This is a genomic window from Pseudomonas sp. ICMP 10191 (genome assembly GCF_001467335.1).
GTDB lineage: Bacteria > Pseudomonadota > Gammaproteobacteria > Pseudomonadales > Pseudomonadaceae > Aquipseudomonas > Aquipseudomonas cerasi.
Genome location: NZ_LKGW01000179.1, coordinates 44,953 through 70,222, shown reverse-complemented (window position 1 = coordinate 70,222; position 25,270 = coordinate 44,953). Strand labels below are relative to the sequence as shown.

Genomic DNA, 25,270 nt, shown 5'->3' with positions numbered 1-25,270 from the left:
GCTTCGCGCATCAGATTTGTTGCAAATGTCCGTACAGTTTGGCGTACAGACCTCCATCGGCAATCAACTGCTGATGGTCACCATCTTCCACAATACGCCCGCCATCGAACACCAGTACCCGGTCGGCCTGCTTCACGGCCGAGAGGCGGTGGGCAATGATCAGCGTCGTGCGACTGCGCAGAAAACGTGCGAGCGCCTGATGCAGGTTGTATTCGGTGGCAGCGTCCAGCGCCGAGGTGGCCTCATCGAGGATCACTACTTTGGGGTCGGACAGCACCATGCGCGCGATAGCCATGCGCTGGCGCTGGCCACCCGACATTCTGACCCCGGAGCGTCCGACCACGCTGTCCAGACCTTGTGGCAGATCGCGGATCGCAGAATCGAGTTGCGCAACTTCCAGCGCACGCCAGCAGGCTTCATCGCTGCAGTCGCGGCCCATGGTCAGGTTGGCGCGCACGGTGTCGTTGAACAGCGCCGGATGCTGCAGTACCACGGCGACGTTCTCGCGCACGGTTTCCAGGCCGATATCCTGCTGGCTGACACCGCCAAAACGGATCACCCCGGTGCGCGCTGTATAGAGCCCCAGCAGCAACTGCACCAACGTGCTCTTGCCGCCACCACTGGCACCGACAATGGCGACCTTTTCTCCCGGCGCGATGTTCAGGTTCAACTGGTCCAGGACCAGGTCTTCGCCATAACCGAAAGTCAGGCCACGCACTTCGACCCCGACGGTTTCCTTACCCTCGAACGGATCAATACCGCCGGCATATTGCGGCTCATCGGCGCGCGCCAGTAACTCATTGATGCGTGTCAGGGCACCGCCTGCGGCATAGTAGGCGTATTGCAGGTTCAGCAATTGCTCGACTGGCGTCATCATGAACCACAGGTAGCTGAACACCGCGAGCATCTGCCCGATGGACAGGTCCGAGAACAGCACGGTAAGCATTGCTGCGGCGCGAAAGATATCGATACCGAACTGGAACAGCAGACCGCTGGCACGGCCCGAGGCGTCGCTTTTCCATTGTGAATTGATTGCGTAATCACGCACTTCCTGCGCACGTACGCCCAGGCGTCCCAGAAAGAAGCCTTGTCTGTTACCCGCCCGAACTTCCTGAATCGCATCCAGCGTCTCGCTCAGTGCCTGGGTGAACCGCGACGTGCTGTCGTTCTCCAGCTTCTTGAGGTGCTTGACGCGCTTGCCCAGTTTCACCGTGAGCAGGATGACCAGCGGGTTGAACAGCATGATCAGCAGCGCCAGCTTCCAGTGCATCCACATCAGAATGCCTGCAGTGCCTGCCAGCGTCAGCGTGGCCACCAGCAGACGACTGAGGGTTTCACCGACGAACTTGTCCAGCGTATCCAGATCGGTGACCAGGTGTGTGGTCACCGTGCCACTGCCCAGGCTTTCGTATTCACGCAGGGAAATACGCTTGAGCCGTTCGATCAGCCGCAGCCGGATACGATAGACGATGTCCTTGGCCAGCCCGGCGAACAGCCGCGCCTGCAGCACGTTGAACACCAGCGCCCCGACCCGCAGCACCAGTGTCAACGACAGCATCAGACCAATGTAGCCCGCCGCCTTTTGCCAGTTGCCAGGCAGCAAGTGATCCATGACCTTGAGCGCAGCATCGCCACGGCCCAGCAACACCTCGTCGACCAGCAACGGCAGCAGCAACGGGATAGGCACGCTGCACAGCGTGGCCAGCACTGCGACACCATTGGCCAGCCACAGGGCTTTTTTATGCCGCAGGGCGAGACGACGGATCTCGGCCCAGCTCAGCGCATCGCTGCGCGTGGTGTGCGACTGTCGGGCAGCCTCAGGCACTTCATCATGCACTGGCTGCACGCTCCAGCCATCGACCCAGCAAGGGCGAAAGGCTGCTCAGTGGCTGATAACCGTTGGTCAGCAGCGCCAACTGACCGTTGCGCTCGGCCAGCAGGGTGGGGAATCCGGCGATGCCCAGATNGTGGCCCCCTGCCGCTGCGGACTTTCGAACTCATCGGCAAATGCCTGACGCGACAGCCCCGTCTGCTCGGCGAGTTCGGCCAGCACTGACGGACGCGTCACGTCCCGGGCCTCGCTGTAGAACGCACGCTGAATGAGCCCGACCAGTGCCCAGGCGCGGTCAGGGTCCAGCTGCCTTGCTGCAGTGACGGCCAGACAAGCGGGTGTGGTGTCATAGACAAACCCTTCCGGCAGCGCACCTTCACGAAGAAACGGCTGGCCGGTGGCCTCTTCGACCGCCTGCCAGTGCTCAAGAATGTAACGACGCTTGGCCGGCTCCAGCGCAGCACCTTCGGAGCGCAGACCGCCCATGACCAGATGCAGCGGCACACCCGCCGCCCGAGCCTGTTGCACCAACGCGTCGGCAACCGGGGCGAAACCCCAGCACCAGGAGCACATCGGGTCCATGACATAGATCAGGCGGGCAGACATGGCTCAGGCCTCGGAGGGTAAACGATAGTTGCGACCGATCGGATGAGGCTGGTTACGTGCCTTGGCCAGTTCGATCTGCTTTTGCCGGTCGATGGCGCTACGTCGCGTCTTCTCGCTCAGCGAATCCCAGCAATGCGGGCAACTGACGCCAGGCGAGTAATGCTCGCTGGCGCGGTCCTCGGCACTGATGGGCGTGCGACACGCGTGGCACTGATCATAATCGCCTTCGGTCAGGTCATGACGCACCGTGACCCGATTGTCGAACACGAAACACTCGCCGCGCCACTGACTTTCCTGCTCGGGGACCTCTTCCAGGTACTTGAGAATGCCGCCCTTGAGGTGATAGACCTCTTCGAAGCCCTCGCCAAGCATGTAACTCGAGGCTTTTTCGCAACGGATGCCGCCGGTACAGAACATGGCGACCTTCTTGTGTACTGCCGGGTCGAAATGCGCCTTGATGTATTCCGGAAACTCTCGAAACGACGTGGTCTTCGGATCGATGGCGCCCTCGAAGGTGCCGATCGAGACTTCGTAATCGTTGCGAGTATCGATCAGCAGCACTTCGGGATCGCTGATCAGGTCGTTCCAGTCCTTGGGCTCGACGTAAGTACCGACGCTCTTGTTCGGGTCGACGCCTTCGACACCGAGGGTCACGATCTCTTTCTTGAGTTTGACCTTGGTGCGGTAGAACGGCTGCTCGTCGCAGTAGGATTCCTTGTGATCGATGTCGATCAGACGCGGGTCGTTCTTCAACCACGCCATCAGACCATCGATGCCTTCGCGGCTGCCGGACACGGTGCCGTTGATGCCCTCGTCGGCGATCAACAGCGTGCCCTTGATGCCATTGTCGACCATCGCCTGCAACAGCGGCTCGCGCAGCTGCACGTAATCGCTGAGGGTGACGAACTTGTACAGCGCGGCCACGACGATCGGCTGAGTCATCGGCTCTTGAGTCATGTATCTCTCCAGTGGCGACCCTCGCAAAGGGCCTACCGGGTAAAAAATTGCGGACCAAAAAAACGCACCGGCCAGGCGGCGCGGTGCGGATTCTAGCAAAAACCGGAGTACAGCAGACAGCTCGGCGGGGCAATCGCCCCCGGCAAGGGGGCCGGATCAGTAAAAAGCCCTGATCAGTGCCCGCCGGCGCAGGTCGGCGAAGCAGGCGCTGCACCGACCTTCGACCATTCTTCAGGCGTGTAAGTGTGCAACGCCAGCGCATGAAACTCGCCCATGAGCGGGCCCAGCGTGGCGTAGACCTTCTGATGCCGCTTGACCGAGTTCAAGCCCTGAAACTGATCACTGACCAGAACAGCCTTGTAATGGGTCTGCTGGCCACGACTGTGCATATGACTCTCGTCGAGCACTTGCAGATGATGCGGTTGCAGCAGCGCAAGCGCCGACTCGATTCGTTGTTGCATGGTCATGATGGAAATCGCCTGTCAGGGCTTTTTGGCCGGAGCCGGAGCAGCTGCCTTGGCAGGTTCCAGTTCGGCAGTCATGTCAGCCAGCAGCTTGTTGACGACCGGAACAGCGCTTTCCAGCTTGCTCTGGGTCAACTGGGCCGACTGCTGAGCCAGCTCAGGCATCTTGGTCATCACTTTCTTGCCCAGTGGCGACTGGTAGAACGCAACCAGATCCTTCAGCTCGCTTTCGGTGAAGTTGGCGGTGTACAGCTTGACCATCTCGGGCTTGAGCTTGTTCCAGCCAATGGCTTGGTCCAGAGCGGTGTTGGCCTTGGCCTGATAGGTTTCAAGCAGGGCTTTTTTCGATGCAGGTGCCTTGGTTTCAGCAAAACGCTGAGCGAACATCTGCTGAACCTGAGCGTAGACCGGAGCGCCCAGGCGATCGGCGTTGGCAAGCTTCAGGAACGTTTCGGCGCTCGCGTTGTGACTGGCGGTGTCGGCGAAGACCTGGCCGCTGGCACAGACCAGGGCTACCGCGGTACAAATGGCACGAAGACGGGTCATCGAGTTTCCTTATCTAGCAAACGAGGCATTACCCCAGGGCCGACCATTCTGCGCTTATCTGGGCTTTTGGCTCAACCCCCGGTTCACCCAGCGGTTAAAAAGCACTGCGCGGGAACCCTGTGGGCATATGGACACCTAACCCTGCAACGCACTTAAAGGAGTAAGACCAGTGAGCCGCACCGAAACCGATAGCATTGGCCCGATCGAAGTCCCCGAAGATGCCTACTGGGGCGCGCAGACCCAACGCTCACTGATCAATTTTGCGATTGGCGACCAGCGAATGCCGTTGCCCGTCCTGCACGCGTTGACCCTGATCAAGAAAGCCGCAGCACGTGTCAACGATCGAAATGGCGACTTGCCTGCCGACATCGCCCGCCTGATCGAACAGGCCGCCGATGAAGTGCTCGATGGTCAGCATGACGCGCAATTTCCGCTGGTGGTCTGGCAGACCGGCAGTGGCACGCAAAGCAACATGAACGTCAACGAGGTGATCGCAGGCCGCGCCAACGAACTGGCTGGCCAGGGTCGTGGCGGCAAGTCGCCGGTCCACCCCAACGATCATGTCAATCGCTCGCAAAGCTCCAATGACTGCTTCCCGACGGCCATGCACATCGCCACAGCTCAGGCGGTCAAGGCGCAGCTGCTGCCCGCCATCGCCGAATTGTCCAGCGGGCTGGCCGAACAGGCCGCGCGGCACATGAAGCTGGTCAAGACCGGGCGCACGCACATGATGGACGCAACGCCGATCACCTTCGGCCAGGAGCTGTCCGGGTTTGTCGCGCAACTCGATTACGCGGAAAAAGCCATTCGCGCCGCCCTGCCCGCCGTTTACGAGCTGGCTCAGGGCGGGACAGCAGTCGGCACCGGACTCAATGCGCCCAAGGGCTTTGCCGAGGCCATTGCAGCAGAACTCGCCGCCCTCTCCGGTCTGCCGTTCGTCACGGCGCCCAACAAGTTCGCCGCGCTGGCCGGTCATGAGCCGCTCGCAGCGCTGTCCGGCGCACTGAAGACGCTGGCCGGTACGTTGATGAAGATTGCCAACGATCTGCGCCTGCTGGGCTCAGGCCCGCGTGCAGGGCTGGCAGAAGTCAGACTGCCCGCCAACGAGCCCGGCAGTTCGATCATGCCCGGCAAGGTCAACCCGACCCAGTGCGAGGCTTTGTCGATGCTGGCCTGCCAGGTCATGGGCAACGACGTGACCATCGGTTTCGCCGCCAGTCAGGGTCACCTGCAACTCAACGTGTACAAACCGGTGATCATTCATAACATTCTGCAGTCGATTCGCCTGCTGGCCGATGGCTGCAGCAATTTCAACGAGCACTGCATCGCGGGCATGGAGCCGGATGGCGAAAAAATGGCTGAACACCTGGAGCGCGGCCTGATGCTGGTCACCGCACTCAATCCGCATATCGGCTATGACAAGTCGGCGCAGATTGCCAAGAAAGCCTACACCGAGGGGCTGACCCTGCGCGAAGCGGCATTGGCCCTCGGCTACCTGACCGATGAAGAGTTCGACGCTTGGGTGCGGCCGGACAAAATGCTCGAGGCAGGCAGTAATGGCTGATGCCAGAAGCGGCGCAACGCCTCTGGAGGGCAATGGCAAACGAATCCTGATGGTCTACGGCACGCCGAAGGCCATCAGTTTCTGCCACGCGCTGGGTGACGCGTATGCGCAGACGGCACGGGGCGAAGGGCATGTAGTGCGGGTTATCAAGCTCGGCGAACTGGACTTCGATCCGATTCTGCACAACGGCTACGATCAGACTCAGACACTTGAGCCCGACCTGCTCGAAGCCCAGCGCCAGATCCACTGGGCCGAGCATCTGGTCTTCGTCTATCCGGTCTGGTGGGGCGGTTTGCCGGCATTACTGACGGGCTTTTTCGACCGGGTGCTGACACCCGGTTTTGCGTTCAAGGTGCATGGTCGCAAGCATTCATCCAATGAGCTGCTCCGAGGCCGGACGGCGGAGCTGATGGTCGCCATGGACACGCCGCCACGCTACTTTCACTGGATATACGGCGCGCCGGCTCACCGGCAGATGGTGCGGACCATACTCGGCTTTTGCGGGATAAAGACCAAACGTCTGACCGAGTTTGCCCCGGTACACAGCGCCAGCGAACAGCAGCGTCAGGAGTGGATTATTCAGGCGCAGGGGCTGGGCAGACGCTGATCTGCCCCACCACCCGCACGTCAGGCCTGCGCCAGCCGCGCCTTGCGTGCCCTTAGCCCGGCGACCAGCGAGGGGCCAAGCGCCGTCAGCGCCGACCCTGCCACCACCAGCAGCGCACCGCCATAACCCAGCATGTTCAACTCTTCAGCCTGCACGTAGTCCGGCCACAGCCAGGCGGCAACCGCCACGGCGGTCAGCGTGACCAAGGGCGTCAGCGCGAGCGTCGCACTGACCCGCGAGGCCTCCCAGTGCGCCAGCGCTTCAGCGAAGGCACCGTAAGCCACCAGCGTATTCAGACAGCAGGCCAGCAGCAGCCAGCCCTGCAACGGGCTTAACAACAACGCCTCGGCAGGGTGCGCCCACGGCGTGAGCAACAGGGCGCAAAACAGGTAGATCACCATCATCACCTGCAGCGAATTCCATACCGTCAGAAGCTGCTTCTGACTCAACCCGTAGAACGTCCAGATGGTCGAGGCCAGGAGCACCACCAGTACGCCCAGGGTGTAATCGCCCAACGAGGTGAAAAGCTCCACCAGCCGCTGATTGAAAAAGAACCCGAAGCCCACCAGCAGCACCGCCAGACCGATGCCCTGCCCCAGACTGAAACGCTCCTTGAACAGAAAGATGCTGCTGATCAACAGAAAAATCGGACCGACCTGAACCAGCAATTGTGTGGTACCCGGGCTCAGCAACCGCAAGCCAATGAGATAGAGCACATAGTTGCCGACCAGACCGAACACGGCCAGCCCGACCAGCACCCTGCCCTTGCGTCCCAGCACCTTGAAACTGGGCAGGCGTTTGACCGACGCCAGCCAGATGAACAACAGCGCCCCGGACACAGCCAGACGGAACCAGGTCACGGTCACCGGATCCATCACCTGCAGCACCTGCTTGAGCTTGATCGGCAAAATCCCCCACAGCAGCGCGGTCAACAGTGACAGACAAAGGCCATAGACCCAGCGACCAGACGAGATGTGCATCGCAACTTCCGCAAGAGATAGAACAGAACACTCATTCTAGGCGCTGATCGGCAAAGCAACAGTTACAGCTGGATGCAGTTAACGGCGCAAATTGTGTTCCTTACCGCTGGCCGCCGTGATTGCGCTGGTAGGTCTCACTGCCCATGGCCTGAATCTGACCTTCGATCAACGCATCGAACGGCTTGAGCAACGCCTCGAACGAGGTGGGTGCTTCCAGCATCTGCAAGGTATGCACGATGGCCTCAAGTGTCGACAAGGCTTCCGGGCCCGGCGCCTTGCGCAAGCGATAACGCGAAACAGGCACGTCGCCCGGCGTCACCCTTGGCAGCTCGGCGAGCAAGGGGTTGAGGTGCAGCAGTTTGCGCGCCTTGCGCCACGTGCCATCCGGCACGACCAGCAGCATGGGCAGTGAATCCTGCGCATAAGGCGTCAGCGTCTGCGCAGCCTCACCCGGAAACAGCAATCGAGGCTGATAGCCGGGCGGATTCAGAATCTGCTGCAGATCGTCGAACACTTCGCCCACCAACAACTGCGCGTTGACCAGACCGAGCGCGGCCAGTCGGGCGGTGTTCAAGGCATGGCCGACTTCATCGGGATGCTGCAGGATCAACACTCGCGTGCGGCTGTCCAGCTGCGGAATCAGGGCGCACAGACAATGCGTGGCAGGACGCAGACAACGCTCACAACGGGCGCGGGACATGGATCAGTACTCGGTCAATCTCACAAGGTTAAAGGTGCTGCACGGCACAACGAATCAGCGTTGCCACCAACCGCCTGTCGAACAGCCCTGCATTTTAAACAAATCGGCACCGTAACGGCGGGGCAATCCACAGCCGCAACGGCGATTTGAGCTAGCCTCATGGGTCTGGGCTGGAGAAATGAAGTACGCCTGTTGTATCTGACAAGATCCACATCAGGGGCTTTCATGAATCGCGAAGAGATCAGGCAAAAGGTATTCAACGCCCTAGGCATCATTCTAGTGGACAAGAGCGCGATTCAGGATGACGCCACGCTCGCCGATCTGGCCCTTGATGACGATGATATCGAGCTGTTTTTCCTCGAACTGAAGGAAGCCCTCGGCTTCACACTCACGGAAACCATCAGGACAGCGGTGATCGCCAGCCCCGGACAGTTTGCGTTGCACAGGATCATAGGACTGATTTTATTGCAGGAGACGGAAAAGGGCTCGATAGAGCCGAAGAACGAGCCCGGGCATCAGCATTAGCGCCGGCTCTTGTATCGGGACGCCCTGTGCGCCCCGACGAAACTCAACATGCGCACTACCCTGTGGCCAGGATCAGGCGAGAAGCTTACCGGCGTTGACGGCGACGATCGTCATCGGCACGAACCGGAATGGGTTGCAGTTTTGGGCGTTCTATCAGACCCAGTGCAACGCCTACATCGTGGAGCCATTCTTGCAGTTTGCTATTCATAGAGCCCCCTTGAGGGAAATACCCGGCAGTCAATCCGTACTCATCACTCACTAGAGATCATAGAAGCAAATGAACTGTTAGCCGAGTGCAACGAGAAACAATTTTCCCGATGGAGCCAATGTGACATTTGTGCAGGATCGCTTCTAGTCTTTGCGACGGACGGCCTGTTACTGAACATTACGCCGACGATTCGAGCAGCTCAGTCCGGCGGGCTGATCAGGCCATCATTATCGGTCATCGCCCGCTCCAGTAAATCGGCGGGCAGACTCTTGCTGGCCCGCGCACCGAGCAGTTTGAGTTGTTCGCTGCGGCTGATCAGGTTACCGCGCCCTTCGGTGAGCTTGTTGCGCGCTGCCGAATAGGCCTTATCCAGCTGTTGCAGGCGGTTGCCTACCTCATCCAGATCCTGAATGAACAATACGAACTTGTCGTATAGCCAGCCTGCCCGCTCGGCGATCTCACGGGCGTTCTGGCTCTGACGCTCCTGCTTCCACAAGCTGTCAATCACCCGCAACGTGGCCAGCAGGGTCGTGGGGCTGACAATCACGATGTTGCGGTCGAAGGCTTCCTGAAACAGATTCGGCTCGGCCTGCAAGGCGGCAGAAAAAGCCGCTTCGATCGGCACGAAAAGCAGAACGAAATCCAGACTGTGAAGCCCTTCTAGACGCTTGTAATCCTTGCCCGACAAGCCTTTGACATGGTTACGCAACGACAGTACGTGCTGCTTCAGCGCAGCCTGTCCAATCACCTCGTCATCGGCAGACACATATTGCTGGTAGGCCGTCAGGCTGACCTTGGCGTCGACCACCACCTGCTTGTCGCCCGGCAACATGATCAGCACGTCAGGCTGAAAGCGCTCACCGTCCGGCCCCTTGAGGCTGATTTGCGTCTGGTACTCACGGCCCTTTTCAAGCCCGGCATGCTCCAGCACGCGTTCCAGGATCAACTCGCCCCAGTTGCCCTGGGTCTTCTGCCCCTTCAAGGCGCGTGTCAGGTTGGTCGCCTCATCACTCAAACGCTGATTCAACTGCTGCAGACGTTCCAGCTCCTTGGCCAGGGAGAAGCGTTCGCGCGCTTCGTTCTGGTAACTTTCCTCGACACGCTTTTCGAACGACTGGATACGTTCCTTGAGCGGCGTGAGCAATTGGCCCAACTGCTGCTGGCTGGTCTCGGCGAAGCGCTGCTCGCGCTCATCGAAAATCTTGCCCGCCAGTTCGGCGAACTGCGCGCGCAGTTCATCCCGGGAACCCTGCAAATCGTTCAGGCGCTGCTGATGGCCATCCTGCTGTTCGCGCAACTCAGCGTTAAGCGCGGCACACTGCGCATCAAGACGGCGCAACTCCGCCTCTCTGGCGGCACGTTCATGATTCCAGTCCTGCGCCGTTTCGCGCGCGTTATCGCTTTCCTGGCGCAGCAACTCGACCTCGCGGCGCAATGCCGCAAGGTCAGCCTGCTTGGCCGCATTGGCCTGACTGAGGTCGCTGACCTCGTCACGGCACGCATCCAGCTGGGCATTGAGACCCTCCTGCGCCATTTGCGCCATGCTCAGACGCTCGTCGAGCAGGGCGCTCTCAGCCTGGCGAGCGGCCAGACGGCGCTGCAAATGCCAGAGCAGGCCCAGCAAGGGCAATGCTGCTGCGCCAAGCCCCAGTAACAGGCTGTTCAGGTCCAGTGCCATAAAGACTCCATGCGGGCTGAATAATAAGGGCCAGCGGCAGTTTGGGTAGAGCGTGATAGTGCAGCAGAAACATCGTCTCGGGTGAGACGGGATCAACAGGCGGGGGTAAATCGGGGGAACGGATTGTACGCGTTTTCAGCGCGGCACACAGCCCCTATTAGGGGGACATTTTGCGCGGGACAATCCACAGAAGCTGTGGATAACTCAGTGGACAACCCCCCTTTAACTTCCGCAAACGCAAGCAGCATGGGGCCTGCGCTCAAACTGACGATTTTTTCACCAGCTAAAAAAAACGATGTTTTTCATTGACTTAATAATTCACCATCATAAATCAAACCCTTAGCTTCGGTTGTGACAGTGATGTGGCAGCTTGTGCCGCTAATGTGCACAACTCATGAGCATGCCCCTTTTTCATCATTTCACGCGTCATGTAATGTTTGCTCAATTGCAACGTATTCTCAATGAATACAAGGCTTTCAGCAGGTTTTCAGGTGCTGGATCGACAGGGCTGACGACGCATTTCGAGCATTATTCGGGGCGATGAAAGCGACGCAGGCGACAAATTGCACAACCCGCGGTCCAAGCACTGGCAAAAATGCACCTCACCCTAATTCACCAACGATTCAGTGAAGGAATCCATGAAGGAGATCGCCAGGTTCTTCCTGCTGTTGTTGGCCGTCTGCCTCGTCGCCCTGGCAGTCAGTATCGTACTGCCACCCCCGGACGGCGGCGTGTTCGCCTACAGCGTGCTGCTGTCGGCGATTGCCCTGATGCTGATCATCTGCAGCGATCTGAGCAACGGGCGTATCAACGCGACAGGCGATATCATGCGCGCCATCGAAAGCCGCAGGTCACTACGGCTGACCGTAGCCGCCTACCTGCTGGGCTGCTCGATGGTTGCATCGGTTACCGTACTGATCTATCGACTGGTCGGGCACTGGTGAAGATTCATTCACTGCCACTTGCAATGTTCCGATGAGGCGGGTAATATCGCCGCCGTTAGTACCAAGCTGAAAATCAATTCCGGTCGACAAGTCCCCCGACAGACACTCCTCCATGCGACGAGAATGTTGGCAACAAGGGATCGACCACCTCGATGGTTTCCAGACATGAACCTCTCGCGCTGATGCACCATTTGGGGTGACAGTGCAGTCATGGCTCTCATGGTCTGCTTCAACCAGCCTGCAATTGATCAGGATCTTCACCCGGAGCGTAGAACCTTTGCTCCTGTTGTGTTGCCTGCCCTCCTAAGTACCTACCGGTCAGCCAGAGCGCCATACGATAAAGCGCGCTTCAACTGCCTGTCTTTGTTCCAGTCAGGTTCTCCGCCCAGCCAGGCTTTTGTATCAAATGTCGGCCCGCGTTTACTGGAATCTTTATTTTTGCACGGTATTGTTCCGTGTTGCTTCAGGAAACACCTTGAATATGAATACTCAGACTCAACATGCAATTCACACATTGACCAATGCTTTTGCCCCGATGAACTGCCTGATCATGGCCGCTCGCAAAGGCTGCTTCAGCTTCACCATCGTCAATGAACACGGCATCGCCCGCCACAGCGAACGCCTGTACCCCGATCAGTACGCCAGCGCCGAGCCGCTGCAGGCCGTGATCGAGCGTACCCGTCAGGCCCTCATCGCCTGACGAAAACGCTGCACCGCAAGCCGAAAGCCCCGCACTGCAAAGGCGGGGCTTTTTTTATGCGCGCTTTGTATCGTCTGCATCACACAATGCCTGCAGCACTGGAACTTGCTCTAAATTGCAATTCCTACTCCCTTGATGGGATTGTCCTACAAGAATAGCTCTAAATCGGGCTCCTCAGCCTATAGCGCGCCGTCGAAAATGTTGGTAATTTTCGACCGGTGAACAACAAGGAGTTCTAATAATGAAAATAATGACAAAAGCACTGAACCGGACAACGCTTGGACTCGCATTGGGTCTGGCCTCTTCTCAACTGCTCGCTGCCGGCTTTGCCCTCAACGAACAAAGCATCAGCGGCATGGGCACCGGCTTTGCAGGTCGCTCCTCGTCAGCCGATGACGCAAGCACCGTATTCGGCAACCCTGCCGGTATGTCCCGCATCAAACGCGAACAAATCAGCGTCGGCGCAGCTGCCGTGATCGCCAAGACCGACATCGACAACGGTCGTGGCACATTTGGCGGCAGCAACGACGGCGATATGGTTCCGGTGGTCGGCGTACCCATGGGCTACTACGTCAAACCAATCGATGATCACTGGGCATTTGGTCTGGGCGTGTACGTACCGTTCGGCCTGGTCACTGATTACGAAAAAGGCTTCGCTGGCCGCTATTTTGGCGACAAGAGTCACGTCCAGGTCGTGACCTTCCAGCCGACCGTCAGTTATGCATTCAACGACAAGGTCTCCATCGGTTTCGGCCCGACGATCAACCGTATCGACGGCGAGCTGACCTCTGCGACCCTGAATACTAGCTCGCTTGGCCGTAACGACGGCAAGGTGAAGATCGAAGGCGATGACACCGCAGTCGGCTTCAATGCCGGCATTCTGGTCCAGGCTACCGACACCACCCGCCTGGGCCTGACTTACCACTCCAAGGTCGATTACAAGCTCAAGGGCAAGACCAAGATCGAAGGTTCGGGCTTTGGTCCGTTCGGCGGTCAGAAGTATGACGCTTCGCTGGACATCTCCACGCCTGAGTCCGTGGACTTCTCCATCACCCAGCAGATCGACGAGAACTGGACGGTCTACGCCGGCAGTACCTGGACTCGCTGGAGCCGCCTGCAAGACATCACCGTCAACAACGATGGCGTCCCTGCCCTGCTGGGCGGTTCCGCAGGCCCAATCGGCACCATCACCGAAGAACAGAACTGGCACGACACCTGGGCACACGCCATCGGTGCGTCGTATAAGGTCAATAAAGAGTGGACGCTGCGCACCGGCTTCTCCGTTGATCAGTCGCCGACCAACAACGTCAACCGCTCCCCACGCATCCCGACCGGCGATCGCAAGATCATCAGCTTCGGTGCAGGCTGGAGCCCGACCGACGACCTGACCATCGACGTGGCGTATTCGTACCTGCGTGAAGACGAAACCAAGATCCGCGACAGCAGCCCGTCTAAAGGCTCGTACAGCGCCGACTACCGCAACACCGCTCACGGCCTGGGCACTTCGGTTACCTATCGCTTCTGATAGCAACTGCCANCCGCAACCAGTGATGGTTGCGGGCTTTTTTATTGCGTGCCTGGAGCGCTCAGACCTGCATTGATTGACTAGCGTGCCGATGCTCCACGTCGGCATGCAGTTCTGGGCGCTCTGCGTCCTCTTTGTGGCGCTCCGCGTCACACAAGGGTTTGCGATGCCAGGTCGATTCAGACAAGACTCAAACCGCCCTTTTTTGCCCCCTAAGGCTTCGACGCAATCGCCTTCTCAATGGCTGCGATCAGCTCCGGATCATCCGGCTTGGTCATGCTGGAGAAGTTGGCGATGACCTTGCCCTGGCGATCAACCACGTATTTGTAAAAGTTCCAGCGCGGCGCACTGCTCTGCTCGGCCAGCACCTTGAACAAGTGGGTCGCATCGTCACCGCGTACCGCCTGCGGCTCGGTCATGGTGAAGGTCACGCCATAGTTGACGTAGCAGACCTTGGCGGTCTCCTCACCATCCTTGGCTTCCTGTTTGAAATCATTGGACGGCACGCCCAACACCTCGAGCCCCTGCCCCTTGTAGCGCTGACTCAGCTCTTCAAGACCTTTGAACTGCGGGGCGAAGCCGCAGAAGCTGGCAGTATTGACCACCACCAGCGGCTTGCCGGCGAAGCGTTTGCACAGGTCGATGTTTTCCTTGGCGCGCAGCTTGGGCAATTCGCCTTGCAGCAATGGCGGGCAGTCGGCAGCCATTGCTGCACCGCTCACGGCCAGCAGCAAAAGAGGGATCGAAAGAAAGCGAATGTTCATCATGGCGGCCCTGAATATTGTTGTCGTCTGCCGACACGCTACCCCATGCCAGAGCGTCTGCCTAGCAAGCGCCCATTCCCAGTTGCAGAGCGGCCAGCCCGACATGCTGCCAGGCCCACCAGAGCAATCCCAGCACCACCGCGCCCACCAGCAGTGCCATCAGCAAAGGCCATCGCCGACTCATGCCAGACTGCCCTGCGCCTGCAAGCGCGCCACCGGGCGCTCGCGCACCGGCCAATTGAGCGCCGCCGCGAGCAGACTCAGCAGAATCGAGACTTGCCAGATCAGGTCGTAGCTGCCGGTGCGGTCATACACCAGCCCGCCCAGCCAGCCACCGAGGAAGGCGCCCAACTGGTGAAACAGAAAGACGATGCCGCCCAGCATCGACAGGTTACGCACACCGAACAGTGTCGCAACCGTACCGTTGGTCAGCGGCACGGTCGACAGCCACAGCAAGCCCATCGCCACGCCGAACAGATACGCCGTGGTCTGGCTCAAGGGTATCCAGAGAAACAGCACGATCACCACCGCGCGCAACAGGTAAAGCACAGTCAGCAGCCGGGGTTTGGACATGCGCCCGCCCAGCCAGCCTGCGGTATAGGTGCCGAAGATATTGAACAGGCCAATCAGGGCCAGCACTGTAGTGCCAACCTTGGCGGGCAAGTGCTGATCCACCAGGTAGGCCGGTAAGTGCACGCCAATGAAGACCACTTGAAAACCGCAGACAAAGAACCCCAGCGCCAACAGCCAGAACCCCGAATGCGAGCACGCCTCGCGTAGCGCCTCGCCGAGGGTCAGTTCGACGCCGGTGGATACACTCGGCGTATCCTTGAGCATGCCCACCAGAGGCAGGATCAACGCCACCATCACACCCAGCACCAGCAAGGCGCCGGACCAGCCCAGCCAGCTGATCAAACCCAATGTACCGGGCAGCATGGCGAACTGACCGAATGAGCCGGCGGCGCTGGCGATCCCCATGCCCATACTGCGTTTTTCCGCAGGCAGCGCACGCCCCACGACCCCCAGGATGACCGAAAACGATGTGCCGGACAGACCGATACCGATCAGCAGACCGGCGCTCAATGAAAGGCTGAGGGAAGAATCGGCGGTACTCATACACAGCAGACCTGCTGCATACAGCACACCGCCGACGGAGACAACTTTCGCCGCCCCGAATCGATCTGCCAGCGCCCCGGCGAAGGGCTGCGCCAAGCCCCACATCAGATTCTGCAGGGCGATGGCAAAGGCAAAGACTTCACGCCCCCAGCCAAACTCGGCACTCATGGGTGCCAGAAACAGACCGAAGCCGTGCCGCGTACCCAGCGAAAGCGCAAGAATCAACGCACTGCCCAGCAGAACCCAGCCACTGGTACGCCAGATCGATGTCATGGTTAAGCTCCCTGCGCTTTGTGTTACATGGTTTGACCCGCAATTCGCGAAGCTACGCGCTGCCGGTAAAAGCTGTCAACAAAGCGTTGTGCAGGGTCTCAAAGCAGCGCCAGCGTCAGCAGCACCGCCAATTCCAGCAGCTCAAGCAATGCCCCGGCCGTATCGCCGGTGCAGCCGCCCAGACGGCGCATCATCAACTGCCGCAGCCAGAAGAAACAAACGGCGCAGACCAGCAATACAGCTACCCCTGACCAGCCGGCGAGCAGCACGCACACAATGGCAGTGGCGGCCAAAACCTTGCGTCCAGGGCCACGCGGCAGGTGATCGGCGAGCGCCTGCCCCAATCCCCCGGAACGCACATACGGCGTTCCCAGAAACAGCCCAAGCATGGCCGCGCGCCCGATCACCGGCGCCAACAGCAGCCAGACACTGGCATGGCTCTCGATCAGCGCCAGAATCGCAGCAAACTTGAGCAGCAACACCAAGACCAGCGTGACCACGGCGATAGGCCCGCTGCGTGGGTCCTTCATGATCTTCAAGGTGCGTTCACGGTCACCGAAGCCGCCCAGCCAGGCGTCAGCACTGTCGGCCAGACCGTCCAGATGCAGGCCGCCGCTGAGCAATACCCAGGCACTGAGTACCAGCGCGGCGTGCAGCATGAGCGGCGTACCACTGAGCAAGGTGTTGAAGCCCAGCAGCAGCGTGCCGAACACCGCCCCGACCAACGGGTAGTACAGCAAGGAGCGTCCTAGCTCTTCAGGGCGCGGCATGCCCGGCAGTCTGATCGGCAGGCTGCCGAGAAATTGCAGGGCGATCCAGAACGGCAGCATCTCAGATCTCCGTGAGTACGCGATCAGCAGCGACCTGAATCGACAACAGCGCGCCATGCCCGACCACCACCTGCAACAGTTGCTCACGCGGCAAACCACGCGCCTGCGCCACCAGCAAGCGCATGACACCGCCATGACTGACCAGCAACACGCGCTCACCGGCGTAAGCCTGATGCAGACGCTCAATGGCACTCAATACCCGGCTCGAGAAATCCAGCACCGGCTCGCCGTTGGGGGGTGTGAACGCGTAGGGGTCCGCCCAGAACAGACCCAGGCCCTGCGCATCGGTTTCCATGAGTTGCGCAGGGCTGTGCCCTTCCCAGTCGCCGAAATGCAGCTCCTGCAAACCTGGCTCCAGGTGCAGAGGCAACGACAAGCGCTGCGCCAGCTCTTCGGAGAAACGTGCGCAACGTTGCAGCGGCGAGCTGACAATCCGCGTCCAAGGGCCGCCATCGACCACCGCCGCACGCATCTGCTGCCAGCCAGACTCGGTCAGCGCGTCGTCGAGACTGCCGCGCAGGCCGCCGCCCAGTTCGGTTTCGCCGTGCCGCAACAGGTCCAGGTGCAAGGTCATGCGGGGCGATCCGCCACAGCCGCTTCGGCAAACGTCGCCATGCCGCTGTGCAGCTCGCACGCCAGGCGTACCAGCGGCACAGCCAGTGCGGCACCGCTGCCCTCGCCCAGACGCAAACCGAGGTCCAGCAGCGGTTCGGCCTGCAGCGTTTCCAGCAGATGCCGATGGCCCGGTTCGGCGCCCCGATGACCGAACAACAGCCAGTTGCGGCAGGAAGGATTCAGGCGCACCGCTACCAGCGCGGCCGCGCTGCAAATGAAACCGTCGACCAGTACCGCAATACCTTCCTGCGCGCAGGCCAGGTACGCACCGGTCAGCGCGGCGATTTCGAAGCCGCCCAGGCAGAACAGGCTGTTCAACGGGTCTCCCGCCTGATCGGCGTGCAATGCCAGTGCGCGCTCGATGACATGAGTCTTGTGCTGAATGCCCTCGGCGTTCAGCCCGGTACCGGGTCCGACCAGCAACGGCGCAGCGCACTCCAGCAACGAGCAGGCGACTGCGCTGGCGGCTGTGGTGTTGCCGATGCCCATCTCGCCGCCGATGAACAGTTCAGTGCCGACAGCCTTGGCGCGCAATACGCTGTCACGCCCGGCCTGCAGGGCAGCGAGCCCCTGCTCGACACTCATGGCCGGCCCGTAGGCAAAATTGGCGGTGCCCGCGCCAATGCGCAGATGGCGCACCCCGGGCAAATCCATTGGCGACAGAGTGCCCAGATCGACCACGTCCAGTTGCGCGGAGAGCTGACGCGCCAGCACGCTGATCGCGGCGCCGCCGTTGACGAAGTTGTGCAGCATCTGCCCGGTGACTTCCTGTGGATACGCCGACACACCTTCAGCGACGACACCATGATCAGCGGCAAAAATCGCGATCCACAGTTGATCGGCGGACGGACGCTCACGCCCTTGCAAACCGGCCAGCTGTACCGCCAGGCGCTCCAATTGCGCCAGCGAACCGGCGGGTTTGGTCAGTTGCTGCTGACGGGCCAGTGCCGCCTCGCGCATCGGTACATCAATGGCCTGTGCAGGCTTGAGCCACCAGGAATTACTCATAGCGCGGTTCCTTTCAACGTCAGGGGCAAGCCGGCAACGGTCAACACGACACGCTGGCAACGCTCGGCCAGCGCCTGATGCAACAGGCCGGCTTCATCGACATAGCGACGGGTCAGTTCGCCGAGCGGCACGACGCCAAGCCCGGTTTCGTTGCTGACAAAAATGATTTCACCCGGCAGCCCGGCAAGGCTGTCGAGCAGGGATTCACGTTCTTGAAGCAAGCGCTCGGGGTTGTCGAGCATCAGCAGATTGGTCAGCCAGAGGGTCAGGCAATCGACTAGCAGGCAGCAATCGGGCGCCGCATTTTCGCGCAGCATCCGCGCCAGCTCGATCGGCTCTTCGACCAACCCCCAGTGCTCGGGACGGCGTGCGCGATGACTGGCAACACGCTGATTCATTTCGCCGTCCAGAGGCTGACTGGTGGCGATGTAGGTCACCTTCAGCGTGCTGTCGGCGGCCAGTTTTTCCGCCAGGCGACTCTTGCCGGAGCGCGCGCCGCCGAGGATCAATTGCAGCATTCAGTTCGCCTCCAGGCCACACAGTTCGCGAAGCAATGGGCCGTCCAGGTGTTTTTCCACCAGGTCCGCCAGACGTTCGATGTCGCGCTCGCGCAGGGCGTGATAGTCGACGGACTGCACGTTCGCCAACCCCGCCCAGCGCAGTAACGCGCTACAGGCCGCAGGTGATTCGAACAGGCCGTGCAGGTAAGTCCCGAGCACCTGCCCGTCGACACTCTGCGCGCCATCGCAACGCCCGTCGTCCAGTTGCACGGCAGCCTGCTCCAGCGCCGGCCCTGTCGTTACCCCGGCATGAATTTCGTAGCCGATGACCTCGGCGTCTTCCAGGGTCAGACGACCGCGCACATTGCGCAGTTGCTTTTCCGCTTCCAGCACCGTGCTCATTGCCAGTAGGCCAAACCCGGCGCTGGACCCGGCTGCGCCTTCCAGCCCGAGAGGATCGTGCACCTGCTCACCGAGCATTTGCAGGCCGCCGCAGATCCCCATCAGCTTGCCGCCATAACGCAAATGCCGCTCGATGGCGGTGTCCCAGCCATTGTTGCGCAGGTAGTTCAGATCGCTGCGCACGCTTTTCGAGCCGGGCAGAATGATCAGGTCAGCAGGAGGAATCGCCTGGCCGGGACCGATGAACTGCAGATTGACCTGAGGGTGCAGGCGCAGCGGGTCGAAATCAGTGTGATTACTGATGCGAGGCAGCACCGGGACCACCACGTTCAGCACATGCTCGACCTTGTCGGTCTGGCGCTGGTCCAGGCCGTCTTCGGCTTCGAGGTGCAGGTCCATCACGTAGGGCAGCACGCCAACCACCGGCTTGCCGGTGCGTGCTTCCAGCCAGTCCAGACCCGGCTGCAACAAGGCGATGTCACCGCGAAAACGGTTGATGATGAAACCCTTGACCCGCGCCTGCTCACCGGGCGACAGCAGCTCGAGGGTGCCGACCAGATGGGCAAACACCCCGCCACGATTGATATCGGCAATCAGCAGCACCGGGCAGTCGACCGCCTCGGCAAAGCCCATGTTGGCGATATCGTTGGCGCGCAGGTTGATCTCGGCCGGAGAACCCGCGCCCTCGACCACGATCACCGGGTAGCTTTCACCCAGGCGCCGATGGGATTCCAGCACCGCCTGCATGGCGATCTCTTTGTAGCCGTGATACGCCACCGCGTTCATGGTGGTCACTGCACGGCCGTGAATGATCACCTGCGCGCCCGTGTCACTGTTGGGCTTGAGCAGCACCGGGTTCATGTCGGTGTGCGGTTCGAGGTAGCACGCCTGCGCCTGCACGGCCTGCGCGCGGCCGATCTCGCCGCCGTCTGCAGTCACCGCGCTGTTGAGCGCCATGTTCTGCGGCTTGAACGGCACGACCTTGACGCCCTGACGAGTCAGCCAGCGGCACAGGGCCGTCACCAGAGTGCTTTTGCCGGCATCGGAGGTGGTGCCTTGTACCATCAGCGTGCTCATGGGTATTCCTTGCGGTATTCAAGCAGAACATCGTGCAGCCGCAGCCAGTCGGCCTCGTCGCGGGGCAGACCGAAACGCAGACTGGACGACTCGGAGGTGTCACCCTTGAACAGACGCAGCAGCACGCCGCGCCGCGCACAAAACTCATAGAGCGTCTGCGCCTCAGGGGTCACCAGCCATTGGAACAGCGCACAGCCGCCTTGCGGTGTCAGAGCGTAGCGGTCGAGCAACGCCACCAGCCGGTCGCGGGCCTGGTCACAGCGCTCACGTTGACGCGCCTGCCCCTGCTGATCACTGAGGCACACCTGACCGATGATCCGGGTTGGCCCACTGACCGACCAGGGGCCGATTTCCTGCGCCAGCATCCTCAACAGCACCGGCTCGGCCATGACAAAACCGAGCCTCACGCCAGCCAGGCCGAAAAACTTGCCAAACGAGCGCAGGACGATCAGCCCGCTGCGCCCCGTTTCGGCCGCCAGGCTCATGCCCGGCGTGTTATCCATGAACGCTTCATCGACGACCAGCCAGCCACCGCGCTCGGCCAGTCGCGCATGCCACTCCAGCAAGCGCTCGGCGCTCAGGTGCAGACCGGTCGGGTTGTTGGGGTTGACCACTACCAGTATGTCCAGGCTGTCGAGGAAGTAGTCGACCTCCTGCTCACCCACCTCACGGACCACGAAACCGTTCTTGCGCCAGGCATGCGCGTGCTCTGCGTAGCAGGGCGACAGAACGCCAACTCGCCCCCCGCTGCGCACCCGCGGCAGTGCCTGAATCGCGGCCTGCGAACCAGACACCGGCAATAACCGGGACACACCGTAATACGTGCAGGCCGCCGCTTCCAGACCATCGTCGGTCTCGGGCAACCGCGCCCAGGCACGCGTCGGAATCTCCGGGATGGGCCACGACCAGGGCGCGATCCCGGTGGACAGGTCCAGCCAGTCGGCTAGCTGAATACCGTAATGCTGCGCCGCCGCGCGCAACCGCCCGCCGTGCTCAAGCATAAAATTCAGCCGCCACGCAGATGACCAGCAGCCATAACCAGACGCCGCGCTGCACCAGTTGCCAGCCGCGATCGATCGAGTCCGCGTCGGCAGGCGCACCCTCACCCAGTTGCGGACGCTGATGCAACTCGCCGTGGTAGATCGCCGCGCCACCCAGTTCGACACCCAGCGCGCCTGCGCCAGCGGCCATCACCGGACCGGCATTCGGACTGTCCCAGGCCGGAGCCTGCGTACGCCAGCAACGCAGCGCCAGTCGGGTCTTGCCCAACAAGGCGTAAGTCAATGCCACAAGACGTGCGGGAATATAGTTGAGCAGATCGTCGATCTTCGCCGCAGCCCAGCCAAAACGCTCAAAGCGCTCGTTGCGATAGCCCCACATGGCGTCCAGCGTATTGCTCAGCCGGTACAGCACCACGCCGGGCGCACCGGCCACGACAAACCAGAACACCGCCGCGAACACCGCATCGCTGCCGTTCTCCAGCACCGACTCGGTGGCTGCGCGGGCGACTTCGGTAGCGTCCAGCTCAGTGGTCTGGCGACTGACCAGATAACCGACCCGCAGACGTGCTTCAACCAGATCATCACTGCGCAGCGCTTGCGCCACCGGCTGAACGTGCTCGCCCAGACTGCGCATGCCCAGCGCGCCATACAGCGCCAGAATCTCGAACAGCCAGCCCACGCCAGGCAACCAGCTCAGCAGCGTGGCCAGCAGCGTCAGCGGCACAACGGTGATGACCCAGGCGGTAACGCCGTGACTGCGCCAGCCACGGCCGCCACTGTTGAAACGCTGCTCGACCCGATTGGCGAAGTTGCCGAACGCCACCAGCGGATGCCATCGTTTTGGCTCACCGAGCAGCGCATCCAGCGCGACCCCGGCGACGCTCAACAGCGCCACACTCATTGATTCACTCCCCATTGATTCTCGTACAGCAGCTCGTGCAGCGGACGCGCCTGCGCCCAGCCTTCCATCACCAGCATTGGCGCAGGATAGAATTCCTTGACCGGCCCCAGGCAAATGATCGCCAGCGGCTTCGCGCCGTCAGGCATGCCCAGCAGTTCGGCCAATGCCTCGGGGTCGAACAGCGACACCCAGCCCATGCCCAGGCCTTCTGCACGCGATGCCAGCCACAGGTTCTGGATCGCGCAGGACAGCGATGCCATGTCCATTTCGGGCAAGGTGCGACGCCCGAAAATGTGTTGCTCACGCCCTTCCATCAGCGCGGCGACCAGCACTTCTGCGCAGTCGTTGATGCCTTCGACCTTGAGCTTCATGAACTCGTCGGTTCGCTCCCCCAGCGCCTCGGCGGTACGAATACGCTCCTCCTCTACCTGCGCCTGCATCCTGGCGCGCAATAGCGGATCGCTGATGCGGATGAAGCGCCACGGCTGCATCAGCCCGACGCTGGGAGCCTGATGCGCAGCTTCGAGCACGCGCGCCAATAGCTCGGGTGCGACCGCACCACCGATGAAGTGGCGCATGTCGCGACGTTCGGCGATAGCGCGGTACACCGCAGCCCGCTCTTCGGGGCTGAACGCTTGCTCGGTCATGGTTTGAACAGCGCCGCAATCGCCCGGGGGCAGGAAGGAAAATAGAAATGCACGTAGGACGCGGTCAGACGACCCAAACGATAGACCGCTTCTGCGCCGCGCCCGCCATTGGGGCTGACGCCACGCGCAATCGGCTGCAGCTCGGTGCTGGTCAGCGAGTGGTGATAGGTATGGCCGTGCAGCGTGCCCTCGGGCAGCTCGACGGCCTGCAAGGCCAGCGCCGCCAGACGCTTCTGCATGACCGCTTCACCGGACAGCAAGCCGACCAGTTCGGCGCGCACGCCCTCGACATCGGTCAGGGCTTCGAGCAAATAGAGCATGCCGCCGCACTCGGCAAGAATCGGCTTGCCGGCAATATGGTGAGCCCTGATCGAAGCCTGCATTGTGCCATTGGCGGCCAACGCCACGTGGTGCAGCTCCGGGTAGCCACCGGGCAGGTACAGGCTGTCGGCCTCGGGAAGCTCGCGATCATGGACCGGCGAGAAGAAACTCAGCTCGGCGCCCATGTTCCTCAGCAGTTCCAGGCTCGCGCCATACAGAAAGGCAAAGGCTTCATCGCGTGCGATGGCAATGCGTACGCCGCGCAGCAGCGGTTCGACATGAACCGGGTCGGGCGCCGTAAAGGTCACGGCCGGCGGCAAAGCCACTTCACAGGTGCTGGCCAGCGCCGCAGCAGCCATGTCCAGACGCACGTCCAGATCATTGAGCTCACTGGCCTGGACCAACCCCAGATGACGGCTGGGCAATTCGAAGCCGACTTCCCGGGACAGTGCGCCGTACCAGCGCAGGCCTTCGGTCAGGCTGTTCTCCAGCAACTGCGCATGGCGTACCGTGCCGACGCGATTGGCCAGCACGCCGGCGAACGGCAGATCAGGCTGATAGCGCGCCAGGCCCAGCGCCAGTGCGCCAAACGTCTGCGCCATGGCCGTGCCGTCGATCACACCGAGTACCGGCACGCCAAAATGCCGGGACAGGTCGGCGCTCGACGGCGTGCCGTCGAACAGCCCCATGACCCCTTCGATCAGAATCAGGTCCGCCTCGTCAGCCGCCTCCCACAACAGGCGACGGCTTTCATCGGCACCGACCATCCACATGTCCAGTTGATAGACCGGCGCACCACTGGCCCGCTCAAGAATCATCGGGTCAAGAAAGTCCGGGCCGCACTTGAACACCCGGACCTTGCGCCCCTGGTTGCGGTGCAAGCGTGCCAGTGCAGCGGTCACCGTGGTTTTGCCTTGCCCGGAGGCAGGCGCAGCGATCAATACCGCCGGACAATCACGCGGGGCTCTCATTGCAATGCGCTCAATGATGAAGGGTTCACAGCTCGATACCTTTCTGCGCACGAATACCGGCCTGAAACGCGTGCTTGACCACGCCGATCTCGGAAACGGTATCGGCCAGGTCGATCAATTCGGCTTTGGCACCGCGGCCAGTCACCAATACATGCTGCATCGGCGGACGTGCCTGCAGGTCGCTGAGCACTTGTTCAAGGTCGAGGTAGCCATGTTTGAGGGCGATGTTCAGTTCGTCGAGCACCACCAGACCAATGGCCGGATCGCGAAGCATTTCCTGAGACACGGCCCAGGCGGCTTCGGCGGCGGCGATGTCGCGCTGGCGATCCTGGGTTTCCCAGGTGAAGCCCTCACCCATTACGTGATAGCGCACCTGCTCGGGGAAACGGCGGAAAAACATTTCTTCGCCCGTGCTGTTGCGGCCCTTGATGAACTGCACCACACCACACTGCATGTCGTGGCCCATGGCGCGGGCGAGCATGCCGAATGCCGAGCTGCTCTTGCCCTTGCCATTGCCGGTCAATACCAGCAGCAGGCCGCACTCGTTGGGCGAGCTGGCGATACGCTCGTCCATGACGGCTTTCTTGCGCTGCATGCGCGCCAGATGGCGTTCGTCGCGTTCGGGGGATTCGTTCATCTGGGTTCTCCGCTCGGGGCAGGCGACAACAGACGGAAGGACAGCACTGGACAGCACGGCAACGCCCTGCACAGAACATCACCCTCCGTGATGTCATTGAGTGATTCAGGCCGGTCTCCGGGCTCATGAGCGGGTCACCCCGGCTGCGCGCCTTCCCATGTCGAAACACAGTGGCGTCAGGCACAGCCTTGACTCATTTACCGTTGCGGGGGCAGCGCCGGGATCGGATCTGTCGACCCACACCGGCTTCCCTGTTTCACTCTGCCAATCTGGGATTGCAGAGCACCTGAAACAAACCGCGAAGGGTAGAGGGTTGGACCGGGAGCGTCAATCGACACCGTCGCCGCGGAACGCGATTGAACCTAGCGGGTT

General features: G+C 61.2%; 27 protein-coding genes, 1 pseudogene and 1 riboswitch. Of the genes and pseudogenes, 6 read left to right on the top strand and 22 right to left on the bottom strand.

The window, feature by feature from the left end:
* Positions 1–10: 10 nt before the first annotated feature.
* The 5 genes and pseudogenes from AO388_RS25820 to AO388_RS25800 form a co-directional block, all read right to left on the bottom strand.
* Entirely contained in the window at positions 11–1,837 is a 1,827-nt protein-coding gene (locus AO388_RS25820; RefSeq protein WP_003434394.1) for an ABC transporter ATP-binding protein, read from the bottom strand.
* Positions 1,830–2,437 (bottom strand): annotated as a pseudogene (locus AO388_RS25815) (DsbA family protein). Before AO388_RS25815 ends, AO388_RS25820 begins: the two are co-directional and overlap by 8 nt.
* A 3-nt stretch (positions 2,438–2,440) precedes the next feature.
* Entirely contained in the window at positions 2,441–3,379 is a 939-nt protein-coding gene (gene trhO, locus AO388_RS25810; protein ID WP_003434391.1) for an oxygen-dependent tRNA uridine(34) hydroxylase TrhO, read from the bottom strand.
* Positions 3,380–3,567: 188 nt separating this feature from the next.
* Positions 3,568–3,861, bottom strand: a complete 294-nt coding sequence (locus tag AO388_RS25805) for a BolA family protein (protein WP_003369688.1) — start codon at positions 3,859–3,861, stop codon at positions 3,568–3,570.
* A gap of 15 nt (positions 3,862–3,876) precedes the next feature.
* Complete coding sequence (locus AO388_RS25800) at positions 3,877–4,404, bottom strand: DUF2059 domain-containing protein (protein ID WP_003314637.1); 528 nt, start codon at positions 4,402–4,404, stop codon at positions 3,877–3,879.
* A 169-nt stretch (positions 4,405–4,573) separates the two neighbouring features.
* On the opposite strand from AO388_RS25800, the gene AO388_RS25795 reads away from it, so the two are divergent.
* A complete protein-coding gene (locus AO388_RS25795; RefSeq protein ID WP_003434389.1) occupies positions 4,574–5,968 on the top strand; it encodes a class II fumarate hydratase in 1,395 nt (464 codons plus the stop codon).
* Positions 5,961–6,575, top strand: coding sequence for an NAD(P)H-dependent oxidoreductase (locus tag AO388_RS25790; protein WP_003369682.1), 615 nt, complete (start codon positions 5,961–5,963; stop codon positions 6,573–6,575). The genes AO388_RS25795 and AO388_RS25790 overlap by 8 nt, the downstream gene beginning before the upstream one ends.
* A 20-nt stretch (positions 6,576–6,595) precedes the next feature.
* Here the strand turns inward: AO388_RS25790 and AO388_RS25785 are convergent, their stop codons facing one another.
* Positions 6,596–7,555 (bottom strand): DMT family transporter, encoded by a 960-nt coding sequence (locus AO388_RS25785; RefSeq protein WP_003434388.1) that lies wholly within the window; start codon positions 7,553–7,555, stop codon positions 6,596–6,598.
* A 100-nt stretch (positions 7,556–7,655) separates the two neighbouring features.
* Positions 7,656–8,255 (bottom strand): tRNA-uridine aminocarboxypropyltransferase, encoded by a 600-nt coding sequence (locus AO388_RS25780; protein WP_058417418.1) that lies wholly within the window; start codon positions 8,253–8,255, stop codon positions 7,656–7,658.
* A gap of 225 nt (positions 8,256–8,480) precedes the next feature.
* Between AO388_RS25780 and AO388_RS25775 the strand changes: the two genes are divergently transcribed.
* A complete protein-coding gene (locus AO388_RS25775; protein WP_003369678.1) occupies positions 8,481–8,780 on the top strand; it encodes a hypothetical protein in 300 nt (99 codons plus the stop codon).
* Positions 8,781–8,865: 85 nt separating this feature from the next.
* On the opposite strand, the gene AO388_RS29975 is transcribed toward AO388_RS25775, so the two are convergent.
* Positions 8,866–8,988 (bottom strand): PA1414 family protein, encoded by a 123-nt coding sequence (locus AO388_RS29975; protein WP_003418154.1) that lies wholly within the window; start codon positions 8,986–8,988, stop codon positions 8,866–8,868.
* A 199-nt stretch (positions 8,989–9,187) separates the two neighbouring features.
* Positions 9,188–10,552: a DNA recombination protein RmuC gene (gene rmuC / locus AO388_RS25770; protein ID WP_161429162.1), complete on the bottom strand. Its 1,365-nt coding sequence runs from the start codon at positions 10,550–10,552 to the stop codon at positions 9,188–9,190.
* Positions 10,553–11,304: 752 nt separating this feature from the next.
* On the opposite strand from rmuC, the gene AO388_RS25765 reads away from it, so the two are divergent.
* The 3 genes from AO388_RS25765 to AO388_RS25755 all read left to right on the top strand — a co-directional run bounded on the left by AO388_RS25765 (position 11,305) and on the right by AO388_RS25755 (position 13,835).
* Positions 11,305–11,610 (top strand): hypothetical protein, encoded by a 306-nt coding sequence (locus AO388_RS25765; protein ID WP_003369674.1) that lies wholly within the window; start codon positions 11,305–11,307, stop codon positions 11,608–11,610.
* 481 nt (positions 11,611–12,091) lie between these two features.
* Positions 12,092–12,310 carry a hypothetical protein gene (locus AO388_RS25760; RefSeq protein ID WP_002554588.1) on the top strand — a complete coding sequence of 73 codons (219 nt, stop codon included), beginning with the start codon at positions 12,092–12,094 and terminating at the stop codon, positions 12,308–12,310.
* A gap of 241 nt (positions 12,311–12,551) precedes the next feature.
* The gene (locus tag AO388_RS25755) at positions 12,552–13,835 is read left to right on the top strand and encodes an OmpP1/FadL family transporter (RefSeq protein WP_074808934.1); all 1,284 of its coding nucleotides are present in this window, start codon (positions 12,552–12,554) and stop codon (positions 13,833–13,835) included.
* A gap of 212 nt (positions 13,836–14,047) precedes the next feature.
* Here the strand turns inward: AO388_RS25755 and AO388_RS25750 are convergent, their stop codons facing one another.
* The 13 genes from AO388_RS25750 to cobO all read right to left on the bottom strand — a co-directional run bounded on the left by AO388_RS25750 (position 14,048) and on the right by cobO (position 24,898).
* Positions 14,048–14,599 carry a glutathione peroxidase gene (locus tag AO388_RS25750; RefSeq protein WP_003369669.1) on the bottom strand — a complete coding sequence of 184 codons (552 nt, stop codon included), beginning with the start codon at positions 14,597–14,599 and terminating at the stop codon, positions 14,048–14,050.
* A 61-nt stretch (positions 14,600–14,660) separates the two neighbouring features.
* Positions 14,661–14,783: a hypothetical protein gene (locus AO388_RS29970; RefSeq protein WP_003369667.1), complete on the bottom strand. Its 123-nt coding sequence runs from the start codon at positions 14,781–14,783 to the stop codon at positions 14,661–14,663.
* Positions 14,780–15,988, bottom strand: a complete 1,209-nt coding sequence (locus AO388_RS25745; protein ID WP_058417416.1) for an MFS transporter — start codon at positions 15,986–15,988, stop codon at positions 14,780–14,782. Before AO388_RS25745 ends, AO388_RS29970 begins: the two co-directional genes overlap by 4 nt.
* 98 nt (positions 15,989–16,086) lie before the next feature.
* Entirely contained in the window at positions 16,087–16,818 is a 732-nt protein-coding gene (locus AO388_RS25740; protein WP_058417415.1) for an adenosylcobinamide-GDP ribazoletransferase, read from the bottom strand.
* 1 nt (position 16,819) lies between these two features.
* Entirely contained in the window at positions 16,820–17,392 is a 573-nt protein-coding gene (gene cobC, locus AO388_RS25735; RefSeq protein WP_003434382.1) for an alpha-ribazole phosphatase family protein, read from the bottom strand.
* A complete protein-coding gene (cobT, locus tag AO388_RS25730) occupies positions 17,389–18,441 on the bottom strand; it encodes a nicotinate-nucleotide--dimethylbenzimidazole phosphoribosyltransferase (protein WP_058417414.1) in 1,053 nt (350 codons plus the stop codon). The genes cobC and cobT overlap by 4 nt, the downstream gene beginning before the upstream one ends.
* Positions 18,438–18,959 (bottom strand): bifunctional adenosylcobinamide kinase/adenosylcobinamide-phosphate guanylyltransferase, encoded by a 522-nt coding sequence (gene cobU, locus AO388_RS25725; protein ID WP_003434380.1) that lies wholly within the window; start codon positions 18,957–18,959, stop codon positions 18,438–18,440. Before cobU ends, cobT begins: the two co-directional genes overlap by 4 nt.
* Positions 18,960–20,420 (bottom strand): cobyric acid synthase, encoded by a 1,461-nt coding sequence (locus AO388_RS25720; RefSeq protein ID WP_058417413.1) that lies wholly within the window; start codon positions 20,418–20,420, stop codon positions 18,960–18,962.
* Positions 20,417–21,421 carry a threonine-phosphate decarboxylase CobD gene (gene cobD, locus AO388_RS25715; RefSeq protein ID WP_003434378.1) on the bottom strand — a complete coding sequence of 335 codons (1,005 nt, stop codon included), beginning with the start codon at positions 21,419–21,421 and terminating at the stop codon, positions 20,417–20,419. The genes AO388_RS25720 and cobD overlap by 4 nt, the downstream gene beginning before the upstream one ends.
* The gene (gene cbiB, locus AO388_RS25710; RefSeq protein ID WP_058417412.1) at positions 21,414–22,322 is read right to left on the bottom strand and encodes an adenosylcobinamide-phosphate synthase CbiB; all 909 of its coding nucleotides are present in this window, start codon (positions 22,320–22,322) and stop codon (positions 21,414–21,416) included. Before cbiB ends, cobD begins: the two co-directional genes overlap by 8 nt.
* Positions 22,319–22,969, bottom strand: coding sequence for a 5,6-dimethylbenzimidazole synthase (gene bluB, locus AO388_RS25705; protein ID WP_058417411.1), 651 nt, complete (start codon positions 22,967–22,969; stop codon positions 22,319–22,321). The genes cbiB and bluB overlap by 4 nt, the downstream gene beginning before the upstream one ends.
* Entirely contained in the window at positions 22,966–24,261 is a 1,296-nt protein-coding gene (locus AO388_RS25700; RefSeq protein WP_003434375.1) for a cobyrinate a,c-diamide synthase, read from the bottom strand. The genes bluB and AO388_RS25700 overlap by 4 nt, the downstream gene beginning before the upstream one ends.
* Positions 24,262–24,286: 25 nt before the next feature.
* Positions 24,287–24,898 (bottom strand): cob(I)yrinic acid a,c-diamide adenosyltransferase, encoded by a 612-nt coding sequence (gene cobO / locus AO388_RS25695; protein ID WP_003369640.1) that lies wholly within the window; start codon positions 24,896–24,898, stop codon positions 24,287–24,289.
* Between the two features lie 91 nt (positions 24,899–24,989).
* A riboswitch (cobalamin riboswitch) is annotated at positions 24,990–25,203 on the bottom strand.
* Positions 25,204–25,270: the final 67 nt, after the last annotated feature.

Bases quoted from the DNA above. Each gene is read 5' to 3' on its own strand.
- cobO (WP_003369640.1), bottom strand. From the start codon at position 24,898: ATGAACGAATCCCCCGAACGCGACGAACGCCATCTGGCGCGCATGCAG.
- AO388_RS25700 (WP_003434375.1), bottom strand. From the start codon at position 24,261: ATGAGAGCCCCGCGTGATTGTCCGGCGGTATTGATCGCTGCGCCTGCC.
- AO388_RS25755 (WP_074808934.1), top strand. From the start codon at position 12,552: ATGAAAATAATGACAAAAGCACTGAACCGGACAACGCTTGGACTCGCA.
- cbiB (WP_058417412.1), bottom strand. From the start codon at position 22,322: ATGAGTGTGGCGCTGTTGAGCGTCGCCGGGGTCGCGCTGGATGCGCTG.
- AO388_RS25745 (WP_058417416.1), bottom strand. From the start codon at position 15,988: ATGACATCGATCTGGCGTACCAGTGGCTGGGTTCTGCTGGGCAGTGCG.
- AO388_RS25775 (WP_003369678.1), top strand. From the start codon at position 8,481: ATGAATCGCGAAGAGATCAGGCAAAAGGTATTCAACGCCCTAGGCATC.
- cobT (WP_058417414.1), bottom strand. From the start codon at position 18,441: ATGAGTAATTCCTGGTGGCTCAAGCCTGCACAGGCCATTGATGTACCG.
- AO388_RS29975 (WP_003418154.1), bottom strand. From the start codon at position 8,988: ATGAATAGCAAACTGCAAGAATGGCTCCACGATGTAGGCGTTGCACTG.
- AO388_RS29970 (WP_003369667.1), bottom strand. From the start codon at position 14,783: ATGAGTCGGCGATGGCCTTTGCTGATGGCACTGCTGGTGGGCGCGGTG.
- AO388_RS25750 (WP_003369669.1), bottom strand. From the start codon at position 14,599: ATGAACATTCGCTTTCTTTCGATCCCTCTTTTGCTGCTGGCCGTGAGC.
- AO388_RS25800 (WP_003314637.1), bottom strand. From the start codon at position 4,404: ATGACCCGTCTTCGTGCCATTTGTACCGCGGTAGCCCTGGTCTGTGCC.
- AO388_RS25740 (WP_058417415.1), bottom strand. From the start codon at position 16,818: ATGCTGCCGTTCTGGATCGCCCTGCAATTTCTCGGCAGCCTGCCGATC.
- cobC (WP_003434382.1), bottom strand. From the start codon at position 17,392: ATGACCTTGCACCTGGACCTGTTGCGGCACGGCGAAACCGAACTGGGC.
- AO388_RS25760 (WP_002554588.1), top strand. From the start codon at position 12,092: ATGAATACTCAGACTCAACATGCAATTCACACATTGACCAATGCTTTT.
- cobU (WP_003434380.1), bottom strand. From the start codon at position 18,959: ATGCTGCAATTGATCCTCGGCGGCGCGCGCTCCGGCAAGAGTCGCCTG.
- AO388_RS25790 (WP_003369682.1), top strand. From the start codon at position 5,961: ATGGCTGATGCCAGAAGCGGCGCAACGCCTCTGGAGGGCAATGGCAAA.
- AO388_RS25765 (WP_003369674.1), top strand. From the start codon at position 11,305: ATGAAGGAGATCGCCAGGTTCTTCCTGCTGTTGTTGGCCGTCTGCCTC.
- AO388_RS25780 (WP_058417418.1), bottom strand. From the start codon at position 8,255: ATGTCCCGCGCCCGTTGTGAGCGTTGTCTGCGTCCTGCCACGCATTGT.
- AO388_RS25785 (WP_003434388.1), bottom strand. From the start codon at position 7,555: ATGCACATCTCGTCTGGTCGCTGGGTCTATGGCCTTTGTCTGTCACTG.
- trhO (WP_003434391.1), bottom strand. From the start codon at position 3,379: ATGACTCAGCCGATCGTCGTGGCCGCGCTGTACAAGTTCGTCACCCTC.
- cobD (WP_003434378.1), bottom strand. From the start codon at position 21,421: ATGCTTGAGCACGGCGGGCGGTTGCGCGCGGCGGCGCAGCATTACGGT.
- AO388_RS25805 (WP_003369688.1), bottom strand. From the start codon at position 3,861: ATGACCATGCAACAACGAATCGAGTCGGCGCTTGCGCTGCTGCAACCG.
- bluB (WP_058417411.1), bottom strand. From the start codon at position 22,969: ATGACCGAGCAAGCGTTCAGCCCCGAAGAGCGGGCTGCGGTGTACCGC.
- AO388_RS25720 (WP_058417413.1), bottom strand. From the start codon at position 20,420: ATGAGCACGCTGATGGTACAAGGCACCACCTCCGATGCCGGCAAAAGC.